Below are 23,746 nucleotides of genomic sequence, written 5' to 3' on the forward strand. Positions count from 1 at the left end.
GAACAGAGTGACAAGTAAACAAGCCGAGCCCATTGCCATAGTTGGCATGGCCGCCCGCTTCCCGGGCTGTGAGGATCTGGACGCCTTCTGGCAACTGCTCAGCGAAGGCCGGGATGCCATCAGCTCCCTGAATGACAGCCAATTGGGCGCCAGTGTCAGCGATTATCAAGGCGCAAAAGGCCAGAGCGACCGTTTCTATTGTGATCAGGGCGGTTATATTCGCCAGCTAAACTTCTCGCCCGAGGGCTATGCCAGATCAGCGGATGAAATGGCAACGGGTGCCCAAACCTGGGATCAGCACCTGTTGTGGGCACTCGATTGCGCCCGCAAGGCCCTGCAAAGCGCCGGGCTAACCCCTGCACAAAACGCTTCCGACTTGGCGCGCTGCGGCGCCGTGATGGGCACGCTTTCGTTCCCGACCCGAGCTTCCAACAAAGCCTTTTTGCCGCTGTATCATCACAGTGTCGATACGGCGCTGCGGCGCCGTTTCCCCGGCATGCCGCCATTGGCGTCAGCCATAGATACGGGAACGGCGGCAGATGCAGGCATTCGCCATTGGGATACGGATATCGCCGCCCAGGGCTCTGAACTGCTGTGCGAATGCCTGGGGCTTGGCGGCCCCAGCCTGAGCCTGGATGCTGCCTGCGCCAGCTCAGTCTATGCATTGCGCCTGGCCTGCGACTATCTCAGTAACCACAGCGCCGATGTGATGTTGGCCGGTGCCGTCAGCGGCGCCGATCCCTTCTTTATCCATATGGGCTTTTCCATTTTCCAGGCCTTCCCCGAGTCGGGCCAAAGCGCCCCGCTGGATAACGGTTCGGGAGGCCTGTTTGCCGGTGAAGGCTGCGGCGTATTGGTGCTCAAGCGCCTGAGCGATGCCCAAAGGGATGGCGATACCATTCACGGCATAGTCAGAGGCACAGGGCTTTCCAACGATGGTCGCGGCCAGTTTGTCTTAAGCCCCGCCAGCAAGGGCCAGGTACTGGCGTTTGAACGGGCCGCCGAGGCGGCAAATATCGCGCCATCCCAGGTGGAGGTGATTGAGTGCCACGCCACTGGCACGCCTCTGGGTGACAAGGTGGAACTCAGCTCCATGGAGCAGTTTTTCGGCCCCCGTCTGGAAGGCAGCGCCGCGCCTAAAATCGGCTCGGTCAAGTCCAATCTCAGCCACTTGCTGACCGCTGCCGGCATGGCAGGCATCATCAAGTTACTGCTGTCGATGAAACACAAGCTGTTACCTGCCTCGGTGAGAATATCGGCGCCGCTGAGTTCGCCCAACGGCGTGTTTGGCGAGCACAATATAGTTCGCAGCGCCATCCCCTGGCCGACCAAAGCGGGCAATCCCGGCTCGGTTGCCGGGGTGTCTGTGTTCGGATTCGGAGGCTGTAACGCCCACTTGCTGCTTACAGGGCCAGATACTGCCAAAGAGCTTATTCCGGCCAAACCTGCGCCGGGAACGGCTGAACACAAGGGCACTGAGGGCCTGGCGATTGAGGGCGCCGCCGCGCATTTCGGCGCCGCCGACTCGCTCGAGACGCTTGCCAAGCTGATAACCAAAGGGCAAACGGCCACCAGAGCGCTGCCCCCCAAACGCTGGAAAGGCCTGGAGCGCAACCGCTCTTTGCTCTCCAGCATGGGGCTTGAACAGGCTCCCAATGGCGGCTACATAGACAAGTTTGAACTGGATTTTCTCAAATTCCGCCTGCCGCCCCATCCGGGAGATAGACTGGTGGCGCAGCAATTACTGCTGCTCAAGGTGGCCGATGATGCGATTCGCGATGCCCATCTGCCCATGGGTGGCCGGGTGGCTGTGTTGGTCGCCATGGAAACCGAGCTTGAGCTGCATCAGTTCCGCGGCAGGGTTAATCTGCATAGCCAGATTAGCCAGAGCCTTAACGATGCCGGCATCACCTTAAGCCAAGATGAGTATCTCGAACTCGAGCGTTTGGCGATGGACAGCGTACTGCCCAGCGCCAGCCTCAATCAATACACCAGCTACATAGGCAACATTATGGCCTCCCGGGTCGCCTCCCAATGGGATTTCAACGGCCCGGCTTTCAGTATTTCGGCCGCCGAGCTGTCGGTTCCCCGGGCGTTGGAAGTGGCCGCCAATCTCTGCCGCACCGAGGCGTTGGACGCCGTGGTGGTGGCAGCGGTGGATCTCGCCGGCAGCGCCGAGCGGGTATTGCACTCGGGCAAGCGTCTGCAGCAGCTTGGACTGTTACCGGGTGAAGGCGCCGGTGCCTTGGTGCTGACGCCGTCAGTTGCGCATCAAAGCGGCCGCTACGGCGCCTTGACAGAGCTGAGCTTCAAGCCGTTTTCATCAGTGGAATTAACAACTACTGAGACTCTCTCTGCGGCAGATTCAAGGGAGCAAGCACTTTGCCGGGACGCACAGCCTGAGATAGATGAGCACAGCCCCAGCTTCAAGGCTTTTCGTCGTCTCGCGGCCACCAGCCACAGCGCCGTCTCGCGTATGGGGCACAGCTTTGCCGCCGCCGGGATGGCCAGTTTGCTGCACTCGCTGCTGCGCCTGACCCAGGATAGGGATAAAAATTCCCACACCCTGCTGATAGATGGCGAGCGCCGCTGCGCCGCGGTTAATTTGCACCAGTCGGCGGAGCAAAAGGCGCGCCTGCAACAGGCGCTCCGCACGCAGAATAAAAAGAACAGTCAAGGGGCCAGTGAAAAGCCCAGTCCAAAGATAGCCGGCGCAAATGTCCGCCAGCTGTGGCAAACCATCACCCTTGGCGGTGACGCCATAGAGCAGCATATCGCCACCGCCGAGCTTAAACACGAGACCGGCATTCGCCAAAAGCTTGCCCAGGCAAATAACACTCAAACCCAGGCCGCGCCGGTAATACACACCAGCAGCCAACAAGTTAACAGTGAACTCACTCAGGAGCTCAGCCCGGTGAACAATCAGCACGCCCCATCAGCTCTCAGACAATCCGTGCCCGGCGATAAAATTGCGGCCGCACCCCATAGAGCCGCTACCGAAGCGCACCTGCAGGCACTGGCAGATAATCAACGGCTGGCACGTGAAGCGCATCAGGCCTTTCTCAAGAACCGTGAAACCGGACTGGCACTGGCCAGCGCCCTCTTGGGCGCCGGAGCTGCGGCCGAAAACCGCTTAAGCGCCGAAAATATCGGCTCAGAAGACAAGCGCTCGGCAGACCAGAGCTCCGCCTCTGTAGCGCCTTTGCCAGCGCGCACGCCCAATGACTCGGTCCAAACGGCTGCTAAAGCTGTTGCCAAAACCATTCCCCCAAAAGCGACATCCCAAGTGCCCAAGGACAAACCCTGTATCTGGAATTATCAGGATCTGGTGCAATACGCCGAGGGCGACATAGCGCCGGTATTCGGCCCTGAGTATGCCGTGATTGACAGCTACCGCCGCCGGGTGCGACTGCCCACCACAGATTATCTGCTGGTTTCCAGGGTGACTAAACTCAATGCCCGTCTTGGCGAATACAAGCCGAGCACCATGACCACGGAGTATGATATTCCCGTGGACGCCCCCTATCTGGTCGAGGGCCAGATCCCCTGGGCGGTGGCCGTGGAGTCGGGCCAGTGTGACTTGATGCTGATAAGCTATCTCGGCATAGATCTGGAGAACAAGGGCGAGCGGGTCTACCGTTTGCTCGACTGTACCCTCACCTTCCTCGGCGATCTGCCCCGTGGCGGTGATACCCTGAGATATGACATCTCCATCAATCACTTCGCCCGCAACGGTGATACCCTGCTGTTTTTCTTCTCTTACGAATGTTTTGTCGGCGAACGTCTGATCCTCAAGATGGACAACGGCTGCGCCGGTTTCTTCACCGATGCCGAGCTGGCCGATGGCAAGGGGGTCATCCGCACCGAAGAGGAGATCAAGGCCCGCAATCTGGCGATGGCGAACAAGCGCCAATTCCAGCCCTTGATCCACTGTAAACAACAGGTATTTGATTATCAGCGAATGAGGCAGCTGCTAAGCGGTGATATCGGCGCCTGCTTTGGCCCTTCACATGACTTGGGTTACCGCCAAGCCTCGCTGTGTTTTGCCTCGGAAAAGTTCCTGATGATCGAAGAGGTCAGCAGAGTCGAGTCAAGTGGCGGCGCCTGGGGCCTGGGCCTGGTTGAAGGACACAAGCGACTGGAGCCGGATCACTGGTATTTCCCCTGTCATTTCAAGGACGATCAGGTGATGGCCGGCTCCTTGATGGCCGAGGGCTGCGGTCAGTTGCTGCAGTTCTATATGCTCTATCTTGGCCTGCACAAACACACCCGCAATGGCCGCTTCCAACCACTGGAAAGTGCGCCGCAGAAGGTGCGTTGTCGCGGACAGGTACAGCCGCAATCCAATCGTCTCACCTATCGGATGGAAGTCACCGAAATAGGGCTGACCCCCAGCCCCTGGGCCAAGGCCAATATTGAGATCTTGCTCGACGGCAAGGTGGTGGTGGACTTCCAGAATCTGGGCGTCATGCTCAAAGAAGATGAAGACTGCCACAGGTATGCCGATGACAGCAACCAGGAGCACAGCAGAAAGCCGCAACACCCTGCCGCCTCGGCAAGTGATGCTAACGAGGCGCTGAATGCCGGACGCCAGGCGTCCATCAATGCTCCCTTGATGAGCCAGGAAAGCTGCCCGGACTCTCAGCCCATTCACGGCGTGCTCCCGGTCAGGCATGTTCCGGCGCCAGTAACACCGGACTACCCGAATCGCAGGCCAGATACTGCGCCCTTTACCCCCTGGCATATGTTCGAGTTCGCCACCGGCGATATTGAGAACTGCTTCGGCCCCGACTTTGCCGCCTACCGCGGACTTATCCCACCGCGCACCCCCTGCGGCGATCTGCAGCTCACCACCAGGGTGACACAGGTGATTGGCAAGCGCGGCGACTTCAAGTCTCCGGCCTCCTGCATCGGCGAATATGAAGTGCCGCCCAAGGCCTGGTACTTCAGTGAAAACAGTCACCCGGCGCATATGCCCTACTCGATTTTGATGGAGATAGCGCTGCAGCCCAACGGTTTTATTTCCGGCTATATGGGCACCACCTTGGGCTATGGCGACACAGAGCTTTTCTTCCGTAACCTCGACGGTAAAGGCACACTGCTGCGCCGGCTTGACCTGCGTGGCAAGACCATCAGCAACGACTCGCGTCTGCTGAGCACTGTCAAGGCGGGCACCAACATCATCCAGAGCTTCAGCTTTGTGCTCAGCGCCGATGGTGAACCCTTCTATGAAGGCGAGGCAGTATTTGGTTACTTCAAGGCCGAGGCGCTGAAAAACCAGTTGGGGCTGGATAACGGCAAGGTGACCGAGCCCTGGGATAAACAGCAGGGGCTTGAGGCCGATGTAAGCTATGATCTTCGCGCCGCCGATTGCGCTCTCTATCATGGCTCTTGGAAGCAAAAACACCTGCGCCTGCCGGGCGGTCGACTCAACTTTGTCGATTCTATCCGCATCTGCCGCCAAGGCGGCCATTCCGGCTTGGGCTACATCTATGGCGAGCGCAAAATCGATGCCGCTGACTGGTTCTTCCGCTTCCATTTCCATCAGGACCCTGTGATGCCGGGCTCGCTCGGAGTGGAAGCCATGCTGGAACTCCTGAGTGCCTTTGCCCTGGACGCCGGGCTTGGAAGCCAATTCAGTAACCCAAGATTCGCCCATTGCCTGAGTCAGGTACAGTGGAAATACCGCGGTCAGATCAATCCCCTGAACCGGCAGATGTCGCTGGAGCTGCATATCACAGCCATAGAAGATACGCCGGACAGAGTCACACTGACAGCCGACGCCTGGCTTGCCAAAGATGGCCTGCGAATTTATGAAATAAAAGATCTGGCTCTGGCCATTGAAGAAGCCTGAGCCCTCAGGCAAAGACAACCGAACAGATAATGAGAGCAACAAGATGACAAGCTTCAATTGGCCCTGGGCCCTGAACCCAAATAGTGATGATGTCTTTGCGGCCACGGATAACTGTGCCGGCAACGCAATCAAGGCGCTGGATAAGCCGCTGTTTGTCGCCAGACAAACCAAAGGGGAAATCCTGTTTGCCAATCAGGCGCAGCTTGCCGAGGCGAGTGCTAGCGGCAATACACTGCCGATTTGTGCCATGGTGCCGCCACTCAGCGCAGCAGCGCTCGGCGATCCGGCCTTTGCCGCCTGCCACAAAGTCAAGTACGCCTATTATGCCGGCGCCATGGCCAACGGTATCGCCTCCGAAGAGCTGGTGATTGCCCTCGGCAAGGCCGGCATTCTCTGCTCATTCGGCGCCGCCGGTCTGGTGCCCGCCCGAGTGGAAGCCGCCATCAGCCGAATTCAGGCGGCGCTGCCAAGCGGGCCCTACGCCTTTAACCTGATCCACAGCCCCAGCGAACCGGCACTCGAACAAGGCGCGGTCGAGCTCTACCTCAAACACCGGGTGCGTACAGTCGAAGCCTCGGCCTTTCTGGCGCTGACCCCTCACATAGTAAGATATCGGGTGGCCGGACTGAGCCGGGACAGTGACGGCAACACCCTAATCGCCAACAAGGTGATAGCCAAGGTGAGCCGCACCGAAGTCGCCGCCCACTTTATGGCGCCGCCGCCGGAGAAAATCCTCCAGCAGCTGCTGAGCCAGGGATGGATCACCGAACTGCAGGCCGAACTTGCCCGGCAGGTGCCCATGGCCGACGACATTACCGCCGAGGCAGACTCCGGCGGTCATACCGACAATCGTCCTCTGGTTACCCTGCTGCCCACCATTATCGCCTTGCGGGATAAAATGCAGGAGAAATACGCCTACCAAGAACCTATCCGGGTTGGAGCGGGTGGCGGCATAGGCACGCCGGATGCCGCTTTGGCGGCCTTCAATATGGGCGCCGCCTTTATTGTTACCGGCTCTATCAATCAGGCCTGTATCGAAGCCGGTGCCAGCGAGCACAGCCGTAAGCTATTGGCGACAGTGGAAATGGCCGATGTCACCATGGCACCGGCCGCAGATATGTTTGAGATGGGCGTCAAGCTGCAAGTGGTAAAACGCGGCACCCTCTTCCCCATGCGGGCCAATAAACTGTACGAAATTTACAGCCGCTACGACTCGATAGAGGCCATTCCGGCCGATGAGCGCCAAAAGCTGGAAACTCAGGTGTTTCGCGCCAATCTGGATGAAATCTGGCAAGGCACGGTTGCCCACTTTATGGCGCGGGATCCCGAACAAATTCGCCGCGCCGAAGGCAATCCAAAGCGCAAGATGGCGCTTATTTTTCGCTGGTATCTGGGGCTATCGAGCCGCTGGTCCAACACAGGGGAAAGCGGTAGGGAGATGGATTACCAGATCTGGGCCGGGCCGGCACTGGGCGCCTTCAACGCCTGGGCCAAGGATAGCTACCTGGATGATTACCGTCAGCGCCGCGCCGTGGACTTGGCACTGCAACTGCTCGTAGGCGCCGCCTATCAAAACCGGGTCAACCAGCTGCGAAGCCAGGGCATAGCCCTGCCATCCAGCCTGGGCCATTATCGGCCGCTGAAATCGCTGGACTGATAAGAAGCGAATCTTGATGCAAAAAGGCCAGAGGCAAGTTAATAACCTACCTCTGGCCTCAGTCACCATCAATCGAGCGAGTATGCCGTTAGAATGAATGGATTGAGCGACTTGTCAAACTGAGCTTACTGTTCCGACTGAAGCTCAGTCGCTCAGAACAACAGTCGCCACCGCATAGTGACGTTCATCGGCAATGGATAATAGTGCCCGCTTGGCGCCCAGTGTTTCCAGGCGTTGGCCCGCCCCATCACTGAATTCAAGCTGGGGCGCACCATCGGCATTGTTGCTGATATGAATATGCTGAAACGAGACTCCGCGGCCGATTCCGGTTCCCAGCGCCTTGGCAGCCGCTTCCTTGGCCGCAAAGCGCTTGGCAAGAAATCGCGCCGGGTCGCTCAACGTCTGAAAGCGGGCATATTCGGCCTCGGTCAGCACCCGTTTAGCCAGCCTATCTCCGCCCCGCTCCAACTGAGCCTCAATGCGGGCGATTTCCACTATGTCGGTACCCAGTCCCAGCACAGCCATTACTCGCCTCTGCGACCTTCCAACATGAGTTGCTTCATATCTCTGACCGCCTTGTCCAGGCCGTCTATCGCCGCCCTGGCTATGATGGCGTGACCGATATTCAGCTCATGCAGCTCGGGAATGGCCGCTATCGGCTTCACATTATGATAGTGCAGCCCGTGCCCTGCGTTGACCACCAGGCCCTTGCCATGAGCATAGGCCGCCATTTCCGTGATACGGGCCAACTCCTCGCTCTCCTCTTCAGCGCTGTGGGCGTCGGCGTAGCGGCCGGTGTGAATTTCTATCACGGGCGCACCCACGGCAACGGCAGCATCTATCTGCTCACGGTTGGCATCGATAAAGAGAGATACTTTAATGCCCTGCTCGGCCAAACGTTTAACCGCAGCGGCAATTTTAGGCTGCTGACCGGCAACGTCCAAACCGCCCTCTGTAGTAAGCTCCTCACGTTTTTCCGGCACCAGACAAACATAGGCAGGCTTAACCTCACAGGCGATATCCAGCATCTCTTCGGTGACCGCCATTTCGAGATTCATCCGGGTCTTGAGCGTCTTGGCCAGCAGATAGACATCGCGATCCACTATGTGGCGTCTGTCTTCACGCAGATGGATAGTGATCCCTTCGGCGCCGGCGTGCTCGGCCACGGCCGCTGCATGCACAGGATCCGGGTAATGGGTGCCACGCACCTGCCGCAAGGTGGCGATATGATCAATGTTCACCCCTAACAAGATTCGATTCATCTGTAACTCCTTGATAATTCCTGGAATGCACCGGCCTGTTCGGCGGTATAAAAGCAGTTTCTATTCTCTGCCCATTGTAACGGCAGCATTTGAAAAAAGCGGGCTGAAGAGCTCATTTATCCCCTCGGTTTTGCGGCTGTGGCTCCCTTGGCAAATTTCCCCCCCGGCGGGCAAACAACTGCCTGCTGAGCAGTGGCTTATCGCCGAGCAGTGGCCGGAGCAATTGCCGGGTCAAGGCTTTGGCGGCTTGCCAATCCTCTTGCTGAAGGCGATTTTCTGCCAATGCCAACAGAGTGCTTCCCGGGAATGCCTCTTGCCGCTTGGCATCACCAACAAAGGGAATAAATCCCTGTTCGGGAATGAATCTGTAGCAGCCATCAGCTTGGATCTCGGCGCCATCGGCATCCTTCAGTAGCGAGGGCATGCAGCCAAGCTCGGATAAGAGTCTGAGCTCGAAATAGCGCAGTGTTGTCTGCTCAAAGCCCTTGGCCAGCGCCAGCAGGCTCTGATGATAACTGAAAAACAGCGCTTCGCCACTCTGGTGGTTACCCAGTACCCGCACCAAGAGTTCATTGAGGTACATGGCCGCATATAAAGCGTCCCCGGACAGGGGCACTGCCGGGGACGCACTTTCAATTTGAGTCAGGGTTCTGAGGTCGCTGCGGCCAGTCAGTTGGAACAGCAGCGGCTGAAACGGCTGCACTATGCTCTTTATCGAGCGCTTGCCACTGCCGACTCTGGCAACGGCGTCGACCCGACCAAAGCCATCCACCAACAGGTTCAACAACATGCTGGATTCCCGATAGGGCCGGGCGTGCAGCACATAGCCTCGCAGCATAGTCGGCCTCAGTCTTCGCCGTAACCCAGACTGCGAAGGGCGCGTTCATCATCGGCCCAGCCCGACTTCACCTTGACCCAGACTTCCAGGAACACTTTGTTATCAAATAACTGCTCCATGTCCTTGCGGGCCTCGGTGGCGATAGTACGAATTCGCTCGCCCTTCTTGCCGATCACCATGCGTTTCTGACCGTCACGTTCAACCAGGATAAGCGCATTGATCTGATAGACGCCATTCTCCATCATCTTGAACTGCTCGATTTCCACCGTGGCATCATAAGGCAGCTCATCACCGAGAAAACGCATCAGTTTTTCACGGACGATTTCAGAAGCCATAAAGCGTTGTGAACGGTCGGTAATATAGTCTTCCGGGAAATAGTGCACGCTCTCGGGCAGTGATTCTTTCGCCAGCGACATCAAGCGACCAACGTTGGTACCCGACTTGGCTGAGATGGGCACAATTTCATCGAAGGCATATTTCTGCCCCAGGGCTTCCAGGTGCGGAAACAGTGTCTCTTTATCCTTGATATAGTCGACCTTGTTCACCGCCAGCACTGTCTTGCGCTCATTGCCGCCATGACGCAGCTTATTGAGCACCATTTCGTCATCGGCGGTCCAGTTGAGACCATCGACCACAAAGATCACCATGCAAACATCGGCCAGCGAGCTGGCGGCGGCGCGGTTCATCAAACGGTTGATGGCGCGCTTTTCCTCTATGTGCAATCCAGGGGTGTCGATAAAGACTATCTGCGATGGGCCTTCGGTGTGGATCCCCATGATCCTGTGGCGGGTGGTTTGCGGCTTACGGGAGGTGATACTCACCTTTTGGCCGAGCAAACGGTTGAGCAAGGTGGACTTGCCGACATTGGGACGACCGACTATGGCCACCATACCGCAGTAAGTGACATCATAGGCGGGTGTCGGTGACGGCTGGTTCATCTTGGCCAGCAGTTCATCCAGGCTCGGCTCCTGGGCCGGTACCTCTGGGGTCTTACTCATTTTTTCAGTAACTCCAATATCCCAGCAGCGGCTTGCTGCTCGGCTTTTCTGCGTGAACTGCCGGTACCGGATACAGCTTGCTCCAGCTCTTCGATACGGCATTCTACGGTAAAGGTCTGATCGTGCGCCTCGCCGGAAACCGCCACCACTTTATACTCAGGCAGGGGTTTCTTATAACCCTGCAGGTATTCCTGCAACTGGGTCTTGGCATCTTTCTGGCTGACCCCGGGTTGAATCGCCTTCAGTCGCGGCTGGTACCAGCCCAAGAGCAGTGGTCGACAGGTTTCCAGATCTGAGTCCAGGTAGATGGCGCCTATGATGGCCTCCACCGCATCGGCGAGAATGGATTCGCGGCGAAAACCGCCGCTCTTGAGTTCGCCCGGACCCAGGGTCAGATAGTCACCCAGCTTAAACTCCTTGGCGATTTGCGCCAGGGTATCACCGCGTACCAAGGTGGCACGCATCCGGCTGAGATCGCCTTCGGTCGCCCTGGGGAACTGATGATACAAGGCATCGGAAATCACTATCGACAGGATAGAGTCTCCGAGAAACTCCAACCGCTCGTTATGCTTATTAGCCGCACTTCTGTGAGTCATGGCCTGCTCCAGCAGTGCCATGTTATTGAATTCATACCCCAGAGTACGACACAGACGGGCAAAATTCTTCACAGGTTCTCTCACTTCAAACCACCTACACGTTCAAAACGCACACCGCTTGGCACCCAGGTAGGTAACCAATCTTGAGGCTGGCGCTCAAACTCAAAACTTATCCAAATTGCCACAGCTTTACCCACCAGGTTCGCTTCGGGTACAAAGCCCCAGAAACGGCTATCGGTACTGTTGTCACGGTTATCGCCCATGGCGAAGTAATGGCCTTCTGGTACGACAAACTCCCCTTGGCCAAAGCCTGGCTCACGGTAATAGAAGGCCGATGGCTCAGGGCGGGCCGGGTTGATCAGAATATCGTGAGTCACCTCACCCAGTTGCTCGCGAAAACGCAACAGATCCACGCCATCATCCTGGAACTCGCCTTTATTGACCGGTGCTCTCAATACCAGTTTAGGACCTGGACAAGGTTGTTGCTCTTTACAGGCCTCCTGAATATAGAGTTCCTTGTTGCGATAGATGATCTTATCGCCTGGTAAACCGATAACCCGCTTGATGTAATCGACCCGCTCATCTTTAGGGTATTTAAATACTATGATGTCGCCGCGCTCCGGCTCGCCGGTTTCCACCAGCTTGCTGCGCCATACAGGATCTTTCAGGCCATAGCTGAATTTTTCCACCAGAATGAAGTCACCCACCAGCAGAGTTGGCATCATGGAGCCGGAAGGGATCTGAAACGGCTCGTACAAAAAAGATCTCAGGATTAGCACAAAGGCTATCACAGGGAAAATGGACTTAGAGGTTTCCACATAACCTGGCTCCTGGATAATTTTTTCAGTGACTTCATCGGTCAGGGTGCCATTTTGCGCTTGGGCCAGTGCCAGTTTAGCCTGACGCTTGGGGGCCAGCACAAAGGCATCGAGCGCCCAGATAAGGCCGCTGACCAAGGTCACCAGCACCAGAATAATGGAAAAATAGGCTGCCATTGGTTATTTAACTCCTGCCTTGTATTAAATTGAAATTGGTATAAATTTTGTCAGCTTTAGTTAGTTTACCCATATTTACCACGCCAGGGACAGGTCTCCCCTTAAACTAACTAAAGCGCCGCAAAATGCGGCGCAAATGAGATGTTGCTATCCAGGGCGCCGCGGCGCCACAGGATCACTCGTTCAGTTTCAATACCGCCAGGAAGGCTTCCTGTGGAACTTCCACGTTACCGAGCTGCTTCATCCGTTTCTTACCTTCTTTCTGCTTCTGCAGCAGTTTCTTCTTCCGGGAAACGTCACCACCGTAACATTTGGCGGTTACGTCTTTACGCAGTGCTTTCACGGTCGAACGGGCCACAATCTGACTGCCCACTGCGGCTTGGATTGCAATATCAAACATCTGCCGCGGGATCAGCTCTTTCATCTTCTCCACCAGGGCGATACCACGGTGGCGTATGTTGCCCCTGTGGATGATCATCGCCAGAGCATCGACTCTGTCGCCGTTGATCAACACATCCAAACGCACCATATCAGCCGCCTGGAAGTAGACAAAGTTATACTCGAGCGAAGCATAGCCACGACTGGTGGACTTAAGCCTGTCGAAAAAGTCCATCACGACTTCAGCCGCCGGAATATGATAGGTCAGTGCCACCTGGTTGCCGTGGTAAACCATATTCTTCTGTACACCGCGTTTTTCAACACAGAGAGTGATCACATTGCCCAGGTAATCCTTGGGCACCAGAATATTGGCTTCGACAATAGGTTCACGCATCTCTTCGATATAGTTGAGTGCCGGCAACTCCGATGGGTTATCCACATAGACAACATCGCCATTGGTCAGCTCAACTTCATACTCTACAGTGGGTGCCGTGGTGATCAGATCCAGGTTATATTCCCGCTCCAATCGCTCCTGGATGATCTCCATATGCAGAAGTCCCAGATAGCCGATACGGAAACCAAATCCCAGAGCAGTGGAGTTTTCCGGCTCAAACTGCAGTGAAGCATCGTTCAAGCTCAGTTTATTCAACGCATCACGGAAGTTTTCATAGTCGTCGGTAGAGATGGGGAACACACCAGCGTATACCTGAGGCTTCACTTTCTTGAAGCCAGGCAGAGGCTTGTCTGCGCCGTGTTTGGCATGGGTCAGGGTATCCCCCACGGGGGCCCCGTGGATCTCTTTGATACCGGCAATAACAAAGCCTACTTCACCGGTTCTCAGTTCAGTTTTTTCTTTCTGCTTGGGAGTGAAAATCCCCACCTTGTCGGCGTTGTAAGTCTGGCCTGTGCTCATGACCTTGAACTTATCGCCCTTCTTGAGCACGCCATTCTTGATCCGCACCAGGGACACAACCCCTTGGTAGCTGTCGAACCAAGAGTCAACAATCAGTGCCTGCAGAGGCCCTTCCGGGTCACCTTCCGGTGGTGGGATTTGTGCCACTATGGTTTCCAGCACTTCGTCTATGCCGATACCTGTCTTGGCAGAGCAGCGCACTGCATCTTTGGCTTCAATGCCAACTATATCTTCAATCTCGGCCGCCACCCGCTCGGGTTCAGCCTGTGGCAGGTCAATCTTGTTGAGTACAGGAACAACGTCCAGATCCATTTCCAGCGCGGTATAACAATTCGCCAGTGTCTGGGCCTCAACCCCTTGACCGGCATCAACTACCAGCAAAGCTCCTTCACAAGCCGCCAGCGAGCGGGAAACTTCATAGGAGAAGTCAACATGCCCTGGGGTATCGATGAAGTTCAACTGATAGACTTCACCGTCTTTGGCCTTATAGTCGAGTGTCACGCTCTGGGCCTTGATGGTGATACCGCGTTCGCGCTCCAGATCCATTGAATCCAGCACCTGAGCAGCCATTTCACGGTCGGTTAAGCCGCCACAAACCTGGATAAGGCGATCTGAGAGGGTAGATTTGCCATGGTCGATATGGGCAATAATCGAAAAGTTTCTAATATGTTTCATTATGCTGCAATGACTAAATTCTAATGGGAGACTGTGCTCAAAGGTGCGAAATTGTACCCGATTGCTGGGCCAATACCAATTAGATTCACACTTTGAGCCTGTGTGGGAATGACGGAATTAGTGGCACTTGCTTTCTGAAGCGGCCTCCATTACTTGGCCAAGATTGGCGAGAATGACGGGTTGAGCCCGGTTTTCAATCCTGCGCGCCTGAGACTTGCCCAATTTCCAAGCCAGCAAAACAAAGATGATCGCCATGAATATGGCCCCTCCATCTGTACTGAACCCGGCAAGCGAGGCAATAAAGCGCCCAAGCAAGCCGCCTAAAAACAGCCCGGCCAAAGGCAGCATGTAAACCAGCATTGCCGCTTTGAGCACTACGCTTTCCGGCAAGCCTAAGCGCAATAGAGTGCCTTCTGGATAAGTTTCAGTACTGGGCAGAGAAAACTCCTGCAGCCGACTGCCAAACGCCTTGGCAACCGCAGAAGTACCACAGGATTCGCTACTGGAGCAGTGATTGCAGGCGCTCTTCAATTCCACTTGCACCTTGACCCAACCGTCACTGTCTGTGCCTATAACCTTAGCCACCTGCTCCATCATAACCCTGTCCTCACTCCAGTCTTAAACCCGAAGCGATACGGATAAGCGTTTGTGTTGGCACCTTACCGACAGCAACCACTTCCAGGTTACCGACTCGGTCGGCCGCCATGGAAAGGCCATTACGGGTCATCAGCTCTTCCGGCATAGGCGCGTCACCGGCGCGGGCGACGTAGACAGAGATATTGCTGAAGCCATCGGTCAGGGCTATGTATTCCACCGGCTCATGGCTGCCAATCAGGCGATGGTGATCACGAACCACAACTTGAAAACCGGGCGGCAGCCAATCGAACTGCCAATTCTGGCCATCTGCACGCTCTGAGGAGTTCATCACCGCAGGCCATTCCTGCTTGTAGGCCTCCACCAGCAGAGGTGCGGTCTCTTGCAGTTCTATCAATTCGATGACTAACAACTGCTCCAGCAACTGCTTGTCCTGATTCAGCATGTCATAGCGCAGCGGCAGGAAGGTTTCCATATCCATCCACACCTGAAAACCATAGCGGTATTCATCATTGGGCAAAATACGGATCATCTGTCCTGGACGGCCGGCGATACGGCTACGCCCCCCCAACACCAATTGATATCCGGCCTCGATATTGCCGCTGTCACCGAAGAAGGCCGCTGGCATCACTCCTTGAATACGCTTGGCATTAATACTATAGGCGGGCTGTTCGTGTTCGATAAAGGTCACTATATTACCGACACGAACCGCATTTTTCGGCGGCCCATTGAGGTGTTCGAGAAAGGCCACTTCCTCACCGTTGACTTTACCGTGCAGGTATACCAAAGGCCGAATATTATCGGCCTGAAGTTGGATGAGCGAAATCTTGTATTCTTTTTCGCGCAAAGCCTGACTCATTTTTTCAAGCCAGGCTTTGGCGGACATATCATCCTGCGCGAAGGCAGGCACTGCGAAGGCCAGAAGGGCCAAGAGGAAAAGGCGCAAGAGATTTCCTTAACGATTCATAGGAACAGGAACGACCTCACTATTGTTATCCATAACCACACCGGCATTCAATCTCTGTTGCAACATATGATCCTGAATATAGCTGTTAATCCTGCGACGTTGCTCAATCAACTGCTCATTGGTATACCCCTGTGGCTGCTGAACCGGTCCGGTTTGCAGGCTAACAGGTGAAGCACTGCCCACCAATGGACGGGTAATAAGCACTGGGGATGCAGGATCCTGGCTTTCAGGTGTCTGGTTGTAGTTCTGAACACCAACAATGGCAACCATGGCAACAGTGGCCGCAATCGCATACTGGCCAAACTGTTTGAACATGGGAATCACTCTACCGCCGGAAGCAAGCTGACGTTGGGGCTCAACGTCCTCAGGTACCTGAGTTGAGGTGACAGGCGCAACAATCGCCGGCTCCTTGTCGATAGCGGCCGCAATACTGGCGGACAGATCCAAGGGGATAGCAGAAGGCAACTCGCCACGCATGGCATCACCGATAAGATGATAGTTACGCCACTTGTCGTGAGAAGCAGTGTCACCAGCCAGTTCTGCCAGCGTCTGAGCGTCGGTTTCGCCGTCCACTGCCGCAGAAACCCACTCCTGACCTAATTTATCCATTACTCACCTGTCTCTATTAAAGGGTCATCTTTCCAGCAAAGGCTGGAGCTTCTTATCGATGGCTTCCCGGGCGCGAAAGATACGGGATCTCACAGTACCTACAGGGCAATCCATCACATTGGCAATATCCTCGTAGCTCATACCATCAAGCTCACGCAAGGAGATAGCCATCTTTAACTCTTCCGGCAGCGATTCGAGAGTGTCGAAAACAGTCTTCTTTATCTCGTCTGAAAGCATCAACCGCTCAGGAGAGGCGAATTCTTTCAGGGCATCACTGCCATCGTAAAATTCGGCTTCATCGGCATCAACATCGTTCGCAGGTGTTCTGCGCCCCTGTGACACCAGATGATTCTTGGCCGTATTTACTGCTATTCGGTACAACCAGGTATAAAAGGCACTCTCACCGCGGAAATTAGGTAACGCCCGATAAGCCTTGATAAAAGCTTCTTGCGCCACGTCTGCTACATCAGCCTGATTCCGTACATAACGGGATATCAGATTGATGACCTTACTCTGGTACTTTTGTACCAGCAGGTTAAAAGCGTTTTTATCGCCACGTTGTACGCGCTCAACCAGTTGTTGATCACTTATTTGTCCACTCATCCGAGCCGACTTCTCCCAAATCTTATAATGCTGATTTCTCAGTCGCTCGAATCATATTCACTTATGTAGACTAGCGTGCTTCGAAAAAGTTCTGATGTTTTGCAAAAAATGTACTGCGAATAACCTGAGCTGAGTTGTATCCATCCCTTGCGAGTTGGTTTACCATAACCGAACCCCCAGTCACATCTCATGATACCCGATGAAACAAGTAGTTGAACACCAATCTGACGTCCTGGTCATAGGCAGTGGTGCAGCGGGCTTGACTCTCGCCCTTCACCTGGCTGAAAAAACCAAAGTCATTTTACTCTCCAAAGGTCCTCTCAACGAAGGCTCGACCTATTATGCCCAAGGGGGCATAGCCTCGGTTTTCGACGAGGAGGATACCATAGAATCCCACGTGGCCGACACCTTGGTCGCCGGCGCCGGACTCTGTGATGAAGCCGTGGTAACCTATACGGCCGAGAATGCCCGCGCCGCCATGCAATGGCTGATTGAATGCGGTGTTGCCTTTGATAAGGAAGAAAACCCCGATGGCAGCATCAATGACAGCGCCTACCATCTGACCCGTGAAGGCGGCCACAGCCACAGACGTATTCTGCACGCCGCCGATGCCACCGGCAAAGAGGTACAGACCACACTGCAGGAGATGGCCCAGGCCCACCCCAATATTCTGGTGCTTGAGCGTTACAACGCCATAGATTTGATCACCACCCGTAAACTGGGCCGTCCGGGCAACCGGGTATTGGGCGCCTATGTCTGGAACCGTAACCTTGAGCAGGTGGAAACCATCAAGGCTAAGTTTGTCGCGCTGGCGACCGGCGGCAGTTCCAAGGTTTACCAGTACACCTCTAACCCGGATATCGCCAGTGGTGATGGTATTGCCATGGCCTGGCGTGCCGGTTGCCGGGTAGCCAACATGGAATTCAATCAGTTCCATCCGACCTGTCTATACCATTCAGATGCCCGTAATTTCCTGCTGACCGAAGCCCTGCGCGGTGAAGGCGCCTATCTGCGCCGTCCCGATGGCAGTCGCTTTATGCCTGACTTCGATGAACGCGCCGAACTGGCGCCCAGAGACATTGTAGCCAGGGCCATAGACTATGAAATGAAACGCCTCGGCGCCGATTGCGTCTATCTGGACATCAGCCACAAGGATCCTGAATTTGTCATCAAGCATTTCCCCACCATTTACCAGCGCTGCCTGGACTTAGGGATAAATATCACCAAGGAACCTATCCCTGTGGTGCCTGCCGCTCACTATACCTGCGGCGGGGTAATGACAGATTTTCATGGCCAGACTGATCTCAATGGTCTCTATGCCATAGGTGAAGTGGCTTATACCGGACTGCACGGCGCAAACCGCCTGGCGAGTAACTCCTTGCTGGAGTGTCTGGTATTCGCTCGCGCCGCTTCGACCGATATTCAAAGCCAACTAGGTAAAATTGCCATGCCCGGTAATATCCCGGCCTGGGATGAAAGCCAGGTGTGTAACTCGGATGAGGAAGTGGTTATTGCTCACAACTGGCACGAGCTGAGACTCTTTATGTGGGATTATGTCGGCATTGTACGCTCAGACAAGCGTTTGGAGCGGGCCCTGCGCCGCTGCGCCATGCTACAACAGGAGATCCAGGAGTATTACAGCAACTTCCACGTCACAAACAACCTGCTGGAATTACGCAACCTAGTGCAGGTGGCCGAGTTGATCATCCGCTGCGCCATGGCCCGTAAGGAAAGCCGCGGCCTGCACTGTAATATCGATCATCCGCAGAAACTGGATAATCCGCAGCCTACCATTCTGCAGCCGGAGTAACTGGGCTGGAATCAGTTTAGTTAGCGGACTTTGAGCGCTGCAACAATAGACGACACAGATGACGATAGTCTGTGTCGTCAAACATATCGGCAAACAGCCAGCAACGCCCGCAGTTATCCTCCCCCTGATAAGTAAAAGTCACCACAAAGGGGCTGACCCAAGGTTTGCCACTGAGCTTAAAACTCGAACCGGGTACGAACTGTCCTTCACCCAAATCATTGAGCCAGAAACAGAGTTGCCAGCGGCGCAAACGCAACAGCGCAAGGCCAAAGCCTGCCAGCATTAGCAGTAAACATATGTATTTGAACGATAAATAAAAAGGATAATCCAACGCCGGCCAGGCAAAAAAGCTGCTCAGGCAAACAGCAGCCAGCACAGTTAGACTCAGATACTGGCTGAAGGAAGAACTGAGCTGAAATCTATGGCGCTGCCCGACCACGAACGCGCACTACCATCTGTGCCAGTTGCGGATCCGGACATTGCTCATGCCCCATAAACCAGGCAAACAGTTCCGGGTCTTCACACTCAAGCAGACGAACAAACAAGGCCTTATCCTCAGGACTCAGAGTCTCGTAATGCTGTTCCACAAAGGGTTGAAACAGTACATCAAGCTCCAGCATACCACGGCGACATGCCCACTTTACCCTGGGGGTACTCATCAAGTCAGACACCTATCATGCTCCAATCAAGAATTTTGTCGCAAGTTTACATTCTGGCGTCAGCGCTGTCGAATATCCGCCTTAATCATCCACTCGTATCAGAACTGCTGCACCTGAAGATCACGACCGGCGAATAGCTCACCAAAATCGGTTTCCAGCAAACGCTGCACCGCCGGATGCTGGATCATTCGCTCGGCAAACATCACATGATATTCCTCTTTGATCTCCATGGTTTCACCGAGCAGACGTATGTTGTGCTCGAGAATATCCTGCTGATAGATGGAGGGGGCGACAAATATCCCCTTACGGAAGTAGCCAAAGGCCTTCATCATAGCCGCATCGTCGAACTCGCCGAGAATCGTGACATTAAGGCGTTTCTCATCAAACCAGCGATAGAGCTGCTGGCCCAGGGAAGTGCGCCGACTCGGGATCAGCAGGGGCCCCTCTTCCAAACATTCAGGAAAGCCACTTTTGAACTCCTGCGCCGAGAAGAAGGCAATACCGCACTCACCCAGTTTCTTGGAAAGAATTTCCGGATATTTGAGAGACTCACCGGCACAGTCCGACAGTATCATATCCAGCTTGTGTTCTCTGAGCCTGGCCATCAAACTCTCGTGAGTCGATTCATAACAGGCAAGATGCATGGAGCTATTGGCTGGGATAACCGACATCAAAACTCGACTAGCCAACGCCTTGGAGAGAGCATCGGCAATGCCCACCTCGAACAGAATGGACTCATCCTTGCGATAGTTGAGCACATCGAGCATCTCATAGGAGAGGCTGAACATTTTATCAGCGTAGCGAAACACCAACTCGCCCAATTCAGTGGGGGCCAGATTACGCCCCACCCGCTTGAACAGACTCCCCTTAAGCCTTTCTTCCAGAGTGCGTATCTGGCCGGTAATGGTTTGTGGGGTTAAACAGAGTGTCTCGGCAGCCTTGGTCACTGAGCCTTGCTTATGCACCATCCAAAAGTAATACAGGTGGTTATAGTTCAAATGAGACATAGGCTGCCCCGACTCCTTACTTCAAACGCTGACAGTCCAGCAAATTATTCACGGCAAGCTGCAGTGTCTCTATATCCTTGACCTCGCCGCTTTCAAAAGCTTCGCTGATCCCCTGTACCAGTTGCTCCCTATCCGGGATCCTCTCCAGGCAATACTTGCGATTGGCTTCCTGAAAACGCTTACCACCCCGATATTTAAGCGCGCGGGCTTCATAACCGTTGCTGTCCAGGCGGGCACCTACCGCCTGAGGCTTATACATAAGCGCACCATCAACAACACCCTCAAGGTAACTCTGACACAGGACAGCTTCCTTGTCTGCAACACAGGCTTCTATCTGTGACGCCTGAACCAAAGGGGCTAAGCCCGCCAGAATGAGTCCTGCCATTATGCTTGTTTTCATTCCTTTTCTCCTTTTTCAGGTAACACTTTTGACAGCCAGAAATAGCCCACGACTGCCGCCAACATAGATCCGATCAGGATCCCCAACCTGGCCAAATCGCTATAGACAACGCCACCATGTTCAAATGCCAGCGAGGCAATAAACATCGACATGGTAAATCCTATACCGCACATCACAGCCACAGGCATGATATGGCGCCAGGCAATGCCCTCAGGCAACTCTGCCAGACGCAACTTAACTGCAATAAAACTGAACAACACCACACCAATCGGCTTACCGAGCAACAGACCCAAAGCGATCCCCAGAGGTACAGGCGATACCAGGCTCTCCAGCGACATACCGCCCAAGGCTACCCCGGCGTTGGCAAAAGCAAATACCGGCAGGATCAGGAAAGTGCTCCAAGGGTGCAGCGTATGCTCCAAATGCTCGGACGGTGAACCACCTTGCTTGTCGCGCAGCGGAATACAGAAGGCGATGATCACCCCGGCCAAAGTGGCATGAACCCCGGACTTGAGTACGGCAACCCAAAGAATGGCCCCAAGCACGCCATAAGCGCCAAGCGCAGTTACACCGCGGCGGTTCAGAATAATCAAACCTATAACCGCAGCAGCAGCAATCACCAGGCTTATCATCGACAGATCACTGCTATAGAACAGCGCAATAATAACGATTACACCCAGGTCATCTATGATTGCCAGCGCCAATAAAAACACCTTGAGCGCAACAGGAACCCGGTTGCCTAAAAGTGCCATTATCCCCAGCGCAAAGGCGATATCGGTCGCGGCCGGAATAGCCCAGCCCCCCTGGGTCACAGGGTCATTGGCATTAAACAGCAGATAGACTGCGGCCGGAACAAGCATGCCGCCTATAGCAGCAAAAGTGGGTAGAGATGCCTTGGAAACGCTGGACAGCGCTCCCTCAAGTAATTCACGCTTAACTTCAAGACCGATCAACAGAAAGAACAGCGCCATCAAACCATCGTTGATCCACAACAGTAAGGGCTTGTTGATATCCAGCGCCCCGAGACGCAACTGCATCGGGGTATCCAAAAAACCTTGATAAACGCCGGCTAGTGGTGAATTAGCCAAGACCATTGCCAAGGCTACAGCAATCAATAACAAGATGCCGCCGGCAGATTCCTGACTCAGGAAATTCCGAAGTGCCTTTTCCATACTAAACTCCCAAAAACATAATTGATTTGAGTGTAGTAGATGGATTTAGGTAAGAATAATCGAAAGTTTCTGCGAAACACCTCGAAATATACGAGGTATTTCGCTAAAAAACTGTTTTTAAATGGCAACTGGTGCTTTGATATGAGGGTGAGGATCGTAACCTGACAACTCGAAATCTTCGAATCGGTAGTCAAAAATAGACTCAGGCTTGCGAATAATTTTCATTTGTGGCAGAGACTTGGGTTCACGACTGAGTTGCAGCGCCGTTTGTTCCATATGATTGGAATAAAGATGGGTATCACCGCCGGTCCAGACGAAATCGCCCAATTCGAGATCGCACTGCTGCGCTACCATCATGGTCAACAGCGCATAACTGGCAATATTGAACGGCAGCCCCAGGAACACATCACAGCTGCGCTGATACAGTTGACAAGACAACTTGCCATCGGCCACATAAAACTGGAAGAAGGCATGGCAAGGCGCCAGCGCCATCTTGTCGAGCTCGGAGACATTCCAGGCGGAGACAATCAAACGTCTGGAGTCAGGTTGTGATTTGATCTGTTCTATCACCTGGGTAATCTGATCGATATGACCGCCATCGGGCGTTGGCCAGCTACGCCACTGAGCGCCGTAAACCGGTCCCAGATTACCGGATTCATCGGCCCACTCATCCCAAATCGTCACTTTATTTTCATGCAGGTAAGCAACATTGGTGTCCCCTTTCAGGAACCAGAGCAACTCATGAATAATGGAGCGCAAATGGCACTTCTTGGTGGTCACCAAGGGGAACCCCTTACTGAGGTCAAAACGCATCTGATAGCCAAATACAGAGCGGGTTCCCGTGCCGGTACGGTCAGTTTTTTCGGTACCGGCATCTAAAATATGTTGCATTAAATCAAGATATTGCTGCATTACTGCTTGTCCTTCACCACGCCGGCCTGCGGCGCATTACGCATTAACAGATAGAGTCCAAAGAGGATCATGGGCACTGACAGTATTTGCCCCATGGTCAAAAAGCCCAAATAAAGCCCGAGTTGAGCATCCGGCTGCCTGACCGTTTCCACTATGCAGCGGAAGATACCATAGCCGAGCAAAAACATCCCGGACACGGCTCCGGTCTTGGGACTGCGTTTGCTGAACCATTGCAGTAAAATAAACAGCGCAACGCCTTCGAGGGCAAATTGATACAGTTGTGAAGGATGACGAGGCTCAGGGCCACCGGAAGGAAACACCATGGCCCAAGGTACATCTGTCACCCGGCCCCAAAGCTCACCATTGATAAAGTTACCCAAACGCCCGGCCCCCAAGCCGATAGGTACCACAGGGGCCACCATATCCGCCACCGCAAAGAAGCTGCGCTTCTGTTTCCAGGCGATGTAGAGCATGGCCAGAATAACCCCCATCAAACCACCATGGAAAGACATGCCGCCTTCGCTGATCTTGAATAGGTACAAGGGGTCGGCAATAAAGTAATCCAGATGGTAAAAGAGCACATAACCTATGCGGCCCCCCAGGATCACCCCGAGAAAGGCATAGAACAGCAGATCAGAGACCTGCTCGCGGCTCCATAACCCCTTGGATCTGTCAGCCATACGGTTGAGCAGTATCATAGCGGCCAAAAAGCCCAGCAGGTACATGAAACCATACCAACGCAAAGCCGGTTCAAAAGTCTGGCCGAACAGCTCAAAGGGGCCAAAAGAGACGATCACAGGATCAATATTGGGAAATTCTAAAGCCATAACAGAAAGACGATTCCTAA

The 23,746-nt window shown here is 54.5% G+C and carries 20 protein-coding genes and 1 pseudogene; 3 read left to right on the forward strand and 18 right to left on the reverse strand.

Annotated features, from left to right (window positions below; all coding sequences use genetic code 11):
• The first annotated feature begins 7 nt into the window (after positions 1–7).
• Both ACMHXH_RS00950 and ACMHXH_RS00955 read left to right on the forward strand, forming a co-directional pair.
• Entirely contained in the window at positions 8–5,854 is a 5,847-nt protein-coding gene (locus tag ACMHXH_RS00950; protein WP_335912413.1) for a beta-ketoacyl synthase N-terminal-like domain-containing protein, read from the forward strand.
• A gap of 268 nt (positions 5,855–6,122) precedes the next feature.
• Positions 6,123–7,511 (forward strand): annotated as a pseudogene (locus ACMHXH_RS00955) (PfaD family polyunsaturated fatty acid/polyketide biosynthesis protein); the annotation flags it as partial.
• Between the two features lie 144 nt (positions 7,512–7,655).
• On the opposite strand, the gene acpS reads toward ACMHXH_RS00955, so the two are convergent.
• From acpS to rpoE, 11 genes are all read right to left on the reverse strand, one after another.
• The gene (acpS, locus tag ACMHXH_RS00960) at positions 7,656–8,036 is read right to left on the reverse strand and encodes a holo-ACP synthase (RefSeq protein WP_144362019.1); all 381 of its coding nucleotides are present in this window, start codon (positions 8,034–8,036) and stop codon (positions 7,656–7,658) included.
• Positions 8,036–8,773 (reverse strand): pyridoxine 5'-phosphate synthase, encoded by a 738-nt coding sequence (gene pdxJ, locus ACMHXH_RS00965; RefSeq protein ID WP_071477137.1) that lies wholly within the window; start codon positions 8,771–8,773, stop codon positions 8,036–8,038. Before pdxJ ends, acpS begins: the two co-directional genes overlap by 1 nt.
• 112 nt (positions 8,774–8,885) lie before the next feature.
• Positions 8,886–9,611 carry a DNA repair protein RecO gene (recO, locus tag ACMHXH_RS00970; RefSeq protein WP_071477136.1) on the reverse strand — a complete coding sequence of 242 codons (726 nt, stop codon included), beginning with the start codon at positions 9,609–9,611 and terminating at the stop codon, positions 8,886–8,888.
• Between the two features lie 8 nt (positions 9,612–9,619).
• The gene (gene era, locus ACMHXH_RS00975; RefSeq protein ID WP_039034209.1) at positions 9,620–10,609 is read right to left on the reverse strand and encodes a GTPase Era; all 990 of its coding nucleotides are present in this window, start codon (positions 10,607–10,609) and stop codon (positions 9,620–9,622) included.
• Positions 10,606–11,289 (reverse strand): ribonuclease III, encoded by a 684-nt coding sequence (gene rnc / locus ACMHXH_RS00980; protein ID WP_039034208.1) that lies wholly within the window; start codon positions 11,287–11,289, stop codon positions 10,606–10,608. The genes era and rnc overlap by 4 nt, the downstream gene beginning before the upstream one ends.
• Complete coding sequence (gene lepB / locus ACMHXH_RS00985) at positions 11,286–12,200, reverse strand: signal peptidase I (RefSeq protein WP_039034207.1); 915 nt, start codon at positions 12,198–12,200, stop codon at positions 11,286–11,288. The genes rnc and lepB overlap by 4 nt, the downstream gene beginning before the upstream one ends.
• A gap of 175 nt (positions 12,201–12,375) precedes the next feature.
• On the reverse strand, positions 12,376–14,166 hold the full coding sequence (gene lepA / locus ACMHXH_RS00990; RefSeq protein WP_039034206.1) for a translation elongation factor 4: 1,791 nt from the start codon (positions 14,164–14,166) through the stop codon (positions 12,376–12,378).
• Between the two features lie 117 nt (positions 14,167–14,283).
• Positions 14,284–14,763, reverse strand: a complete 480-nt coding sequence (locus ACMHXH_RS00995; RefSeq protein ID WP_144362023.1) for a SoxR reducing system RseC family protein — start codon at positions 14,761–14,763, stop codon at positions 14,284–14,286.
• Between the two features lie 10 nt (positions 14,764–14,773).
• Positions 14,774–15,706, reverse strand: a complete 933-nt coding sequence (locus ACMHXH_RS01000; RefSeq protein ID WP_039034204.1) for a MucB/RseB C-terminal domain-containing protein — start codon at positions 15,704–15,706, stop codon at positions 14,774–14,776.
• A 9-nt stretch (positions 15,707–15,715) separates the two neighbouring features.
• The gene (locus ACMHXH_RS01005) at positions 15,716–16,336 is read right to left on the reverse strand and encodes a sigma-E factor negative regulatory protein (protein WP_039034203.1); all 621 of its coding nucleotides are present in this window, start codon (positions 16,334–16,336) and stop codon (positions 15,716–15,718) included.
• Between the two features lie 24 nt (positions 16,337–16,360).
• Positions 16,361–16,939, reverse strand: coding sequence for an RNA polymerase sigma factor RpoE (rpoE, locus tag ACMHXH_RS01010; protein WP_144362024.1), 579 nt, complete (start codon positions 16,937–16,939; stop codon positions 16,361–16,363).
• 199 nt (positions 16,940–17,138) lie between these two features.
• On the opposite strand from rpoE, the gene nadB reads away from it, so the two are divergent.
• Positions 17,139–18,749 (forward strand): L-aspartate oxidase, encoded by a 1,611-nt coding sequence (gene nadB, locus ACMHXH_RS01015; RefSeq protein WP_101095221.1) that lies wholly within the window; start codon positions 17,139–17,141, stop codon positions 18,747–18,749.
• 16 nt (positions 18,750–18,765) lie between these two features.
• Here nadB and ACMHXH_RS01020 read toward each other — a convergent pair whose 3' ends face one another.
• The 7 genes from ACMHXH_RS01020 to lgt all read right to left on the reverse strand — a co-directional run bounded on the left by ACMHXH_RS01020 (position 18,766) and on the right by lgt (position 23,726).
• On the reverse strand, positions 18,766–19,188 hold the full coding sequence (locus ACMHXH_RS01020) for a protein YgfX (protein WP_413737511.1): 423 nt from the start codon (positions 19,186–19,188) through the stop codon (positions 18,766–18,768).
• Positions 19,169–19,408 (reverse strand): succinate dehydrogenase assembly factor 2, encoded by a 240-nt coding sequence (locus tag ACMHXH_RS01025; RefSeq protein ID WP_028779782.1) that lies wholly within the window; start codon positions 19,406–19,408, stop codon positions 19,169–19,171. The genes ACMHXH_RS01020 and ACMHXH_RS01025 overlap by 20 nt, the downstream gene beginning before the upstream one ends.
• Before the next feature lie 98 nt (positions 19,409–19,506).
• Complete coding sequence (gene nhaR, locus ACMHXH_RS01030) at positions 19,507–20,415, reverse strand: transcriptional activator NhaR (protein WP_039034200.1); 909 nt, start codon at positions 20,413–20,415, stop codon at positions 19,507–19,509.
• A gap of 16 nt (positions 20,416–20,431) precedes the next feature.
• Positions 20,432–20,815 carry a hypothetical protein gene (locus tag ACMHXH_RS01035; protein ID WP_039034199.1) on the reverse strand — a complete coding sequence of 128 codons (384 nt, stop codon included), beginning with the start codon at positions 20,813–20,815 and terminating at the stop codon, positions 20,432–20,434.
• Positions 20,812–21,987, reverse strand: a complete 1,176-nt coding sequence (gene nhaA, locus ACMHXH_RS01040) for a Na+/H+ antiporter NhaA (RefSeq protein ID WP_039034198.1) — start codon at positions 21,985–21,987, stop codon at positions 20,812–20,814. Before nhaA ends, ACMHXH_RS01035 begins: the two co-directional genes overlap by 4 nt.
• A 117-nt stretch (positions 21,988–22,104) precedes the next feature.
• Positions 22,105–22,899: a thymidylate synthase gene (gene thyA, locus ACMHXH_RS01045; RefSeq protein WP_039034197.1), complete on the reverse strand. Its 795-nt coding sequence runs from the start codon at positions 22,897–22,899 to the stop codon at positions 22,105–22,107.
• Positions 22,899–23,726, reverse strand: coding sequence for a prolipoprotein diacylglyceryl transferase (gene lgt, locus ACMHXH_RS01050; protein WP_039034196.1), 828 nt, complete (start codon positions 23,724–23,726; stop codon positions 22,899–22,901). Before lgt ends, thyA begins: the two co-directional genes overlap by 1 nt.
• Positions 23,727–23,746 lie beyond the last annotated feature (20 nt).

Source organism: Shewanella sp. BJSY2023SW001 (genome assembly GCF_047314685.1).
GTDB classification, from domain to species: domain Bacteria; phylum Pseudomonadota; class Gammaproteobacteria; order Enterobacterales; family Shewanellaceae; genus Shewanella; species Shewanella indica.

Excerpts from the sequence above, each read along its gene's own strand:
- nadB (WP_101095221.1), top strand. The coding sequence starts at position 17,139 with ATGAAACAAGTAGTTGAACACCAATCTGACGTCCTGGTCATAGGCAGT.
- recO (WP_071477136.1), bottom strand. The coding sequence starts at position 9,611 with ATGCTGCGAGGCTATGTGCTGCACGCCCGGCCCTATCGGGAATCCAGC.
- thyA (WP_039034197.1), bottom strand. The coding sequence starts at position 22,899 with ATGCAGCAATATCTTGATTTAATGCAACATATTTTAGATGCCGGTACC.
- rpoE (WP_144362024.1), bottom strand. The coding sequence starts at position 16,939 with ATGAGTGGACAAATAAGTGATCAACAACTGGTTGAGCGCGTACAACGT.
- ACMHXH_RS01035 (WP_039034199.1), bottom strand. The coding sequence starts at position 20,815 with ATGAAAACAAGCATAATGGCAGGACTCATTCTGGCGGGCTTAGCCCCT.
- nhaA (WP_039034198.1), bottom strand. The coding sequence starts at position 21,987 with ATGGAAAAGGCACTTCGGAATTTCCTGAGTCAGGAATCTGCCGGCGGC.
- pdxJ (WP_071477137.1), bottom strand. The coding sequence starts at position 8,773 with ATGAATCGAATCTTGTTAGGGGTGAACATTGATCATATCGCCACCTTG.
- acpS (WP_144362019.1), bottom strand. The coding sequence starts at position 8,036 with ATGGCTGTGCTGGGACTGGGTACCGACATAGTGGAAATCGCCCGCATT.
- ACMHXH_RS00995 (WP_144362023.1), bottom strand. The coding sequence starts at position 14,763 with ATGATGGAGCAGGTGGCTAAGGTTATAGGCACAGACAGTGACGGTTGG.
- lgt (WP_039034196.1), bottom strand. The coding sequence starts at position 23,726 with ATGGCTTTAGAATTTCCCAATATTGATCCTGTGATCGTCTCTTTTGGC.
- lepA (WP_039034206.1), bottom strand. The coding sequence starts at position 14,166 with ATGAAACATATTAGAAACTTTTCGATTATTGCCCATATCGACCATGGC.
- ACMHXH_RS01025 (WP_028779782.1), bottom strand. The coding sequence starts at position 19,408 with ATGAGTACCCCCAGGGTAAAGTGGGCATGTCGCCGTGGTATGCTGGAG.
- lepB (WP_039034207.1), bottom strand. The coding sequence starts at position 12,200 with ATGGCAGCCTATTTTTCCATTATTCTGGTGCTGGTGACCTTGGTCAGC.
- ACMHXH_RS01005 (WP_039034203.1), bottom strand. The coding sequence starts at position 16,336 with ATGGATAAATTAGGTCAGGAGTGGGTTTCTGCGGCAGTGGACGGCGAA.
- era (WP_039034209.1), bottom strand. The coding sequence starts at position 10,609 with ATGAGTAAGACCCCAGAGGTACCGGCCCAGGAGCCGAGCCTGGATGAA.
- nhaR (WP_039034200.1), bottom strand. The coding sequence starts at position 20,415 with ATGTCTCATTTGAACTATAACCACCTGTATTACTTTTGGATGGTGCAT.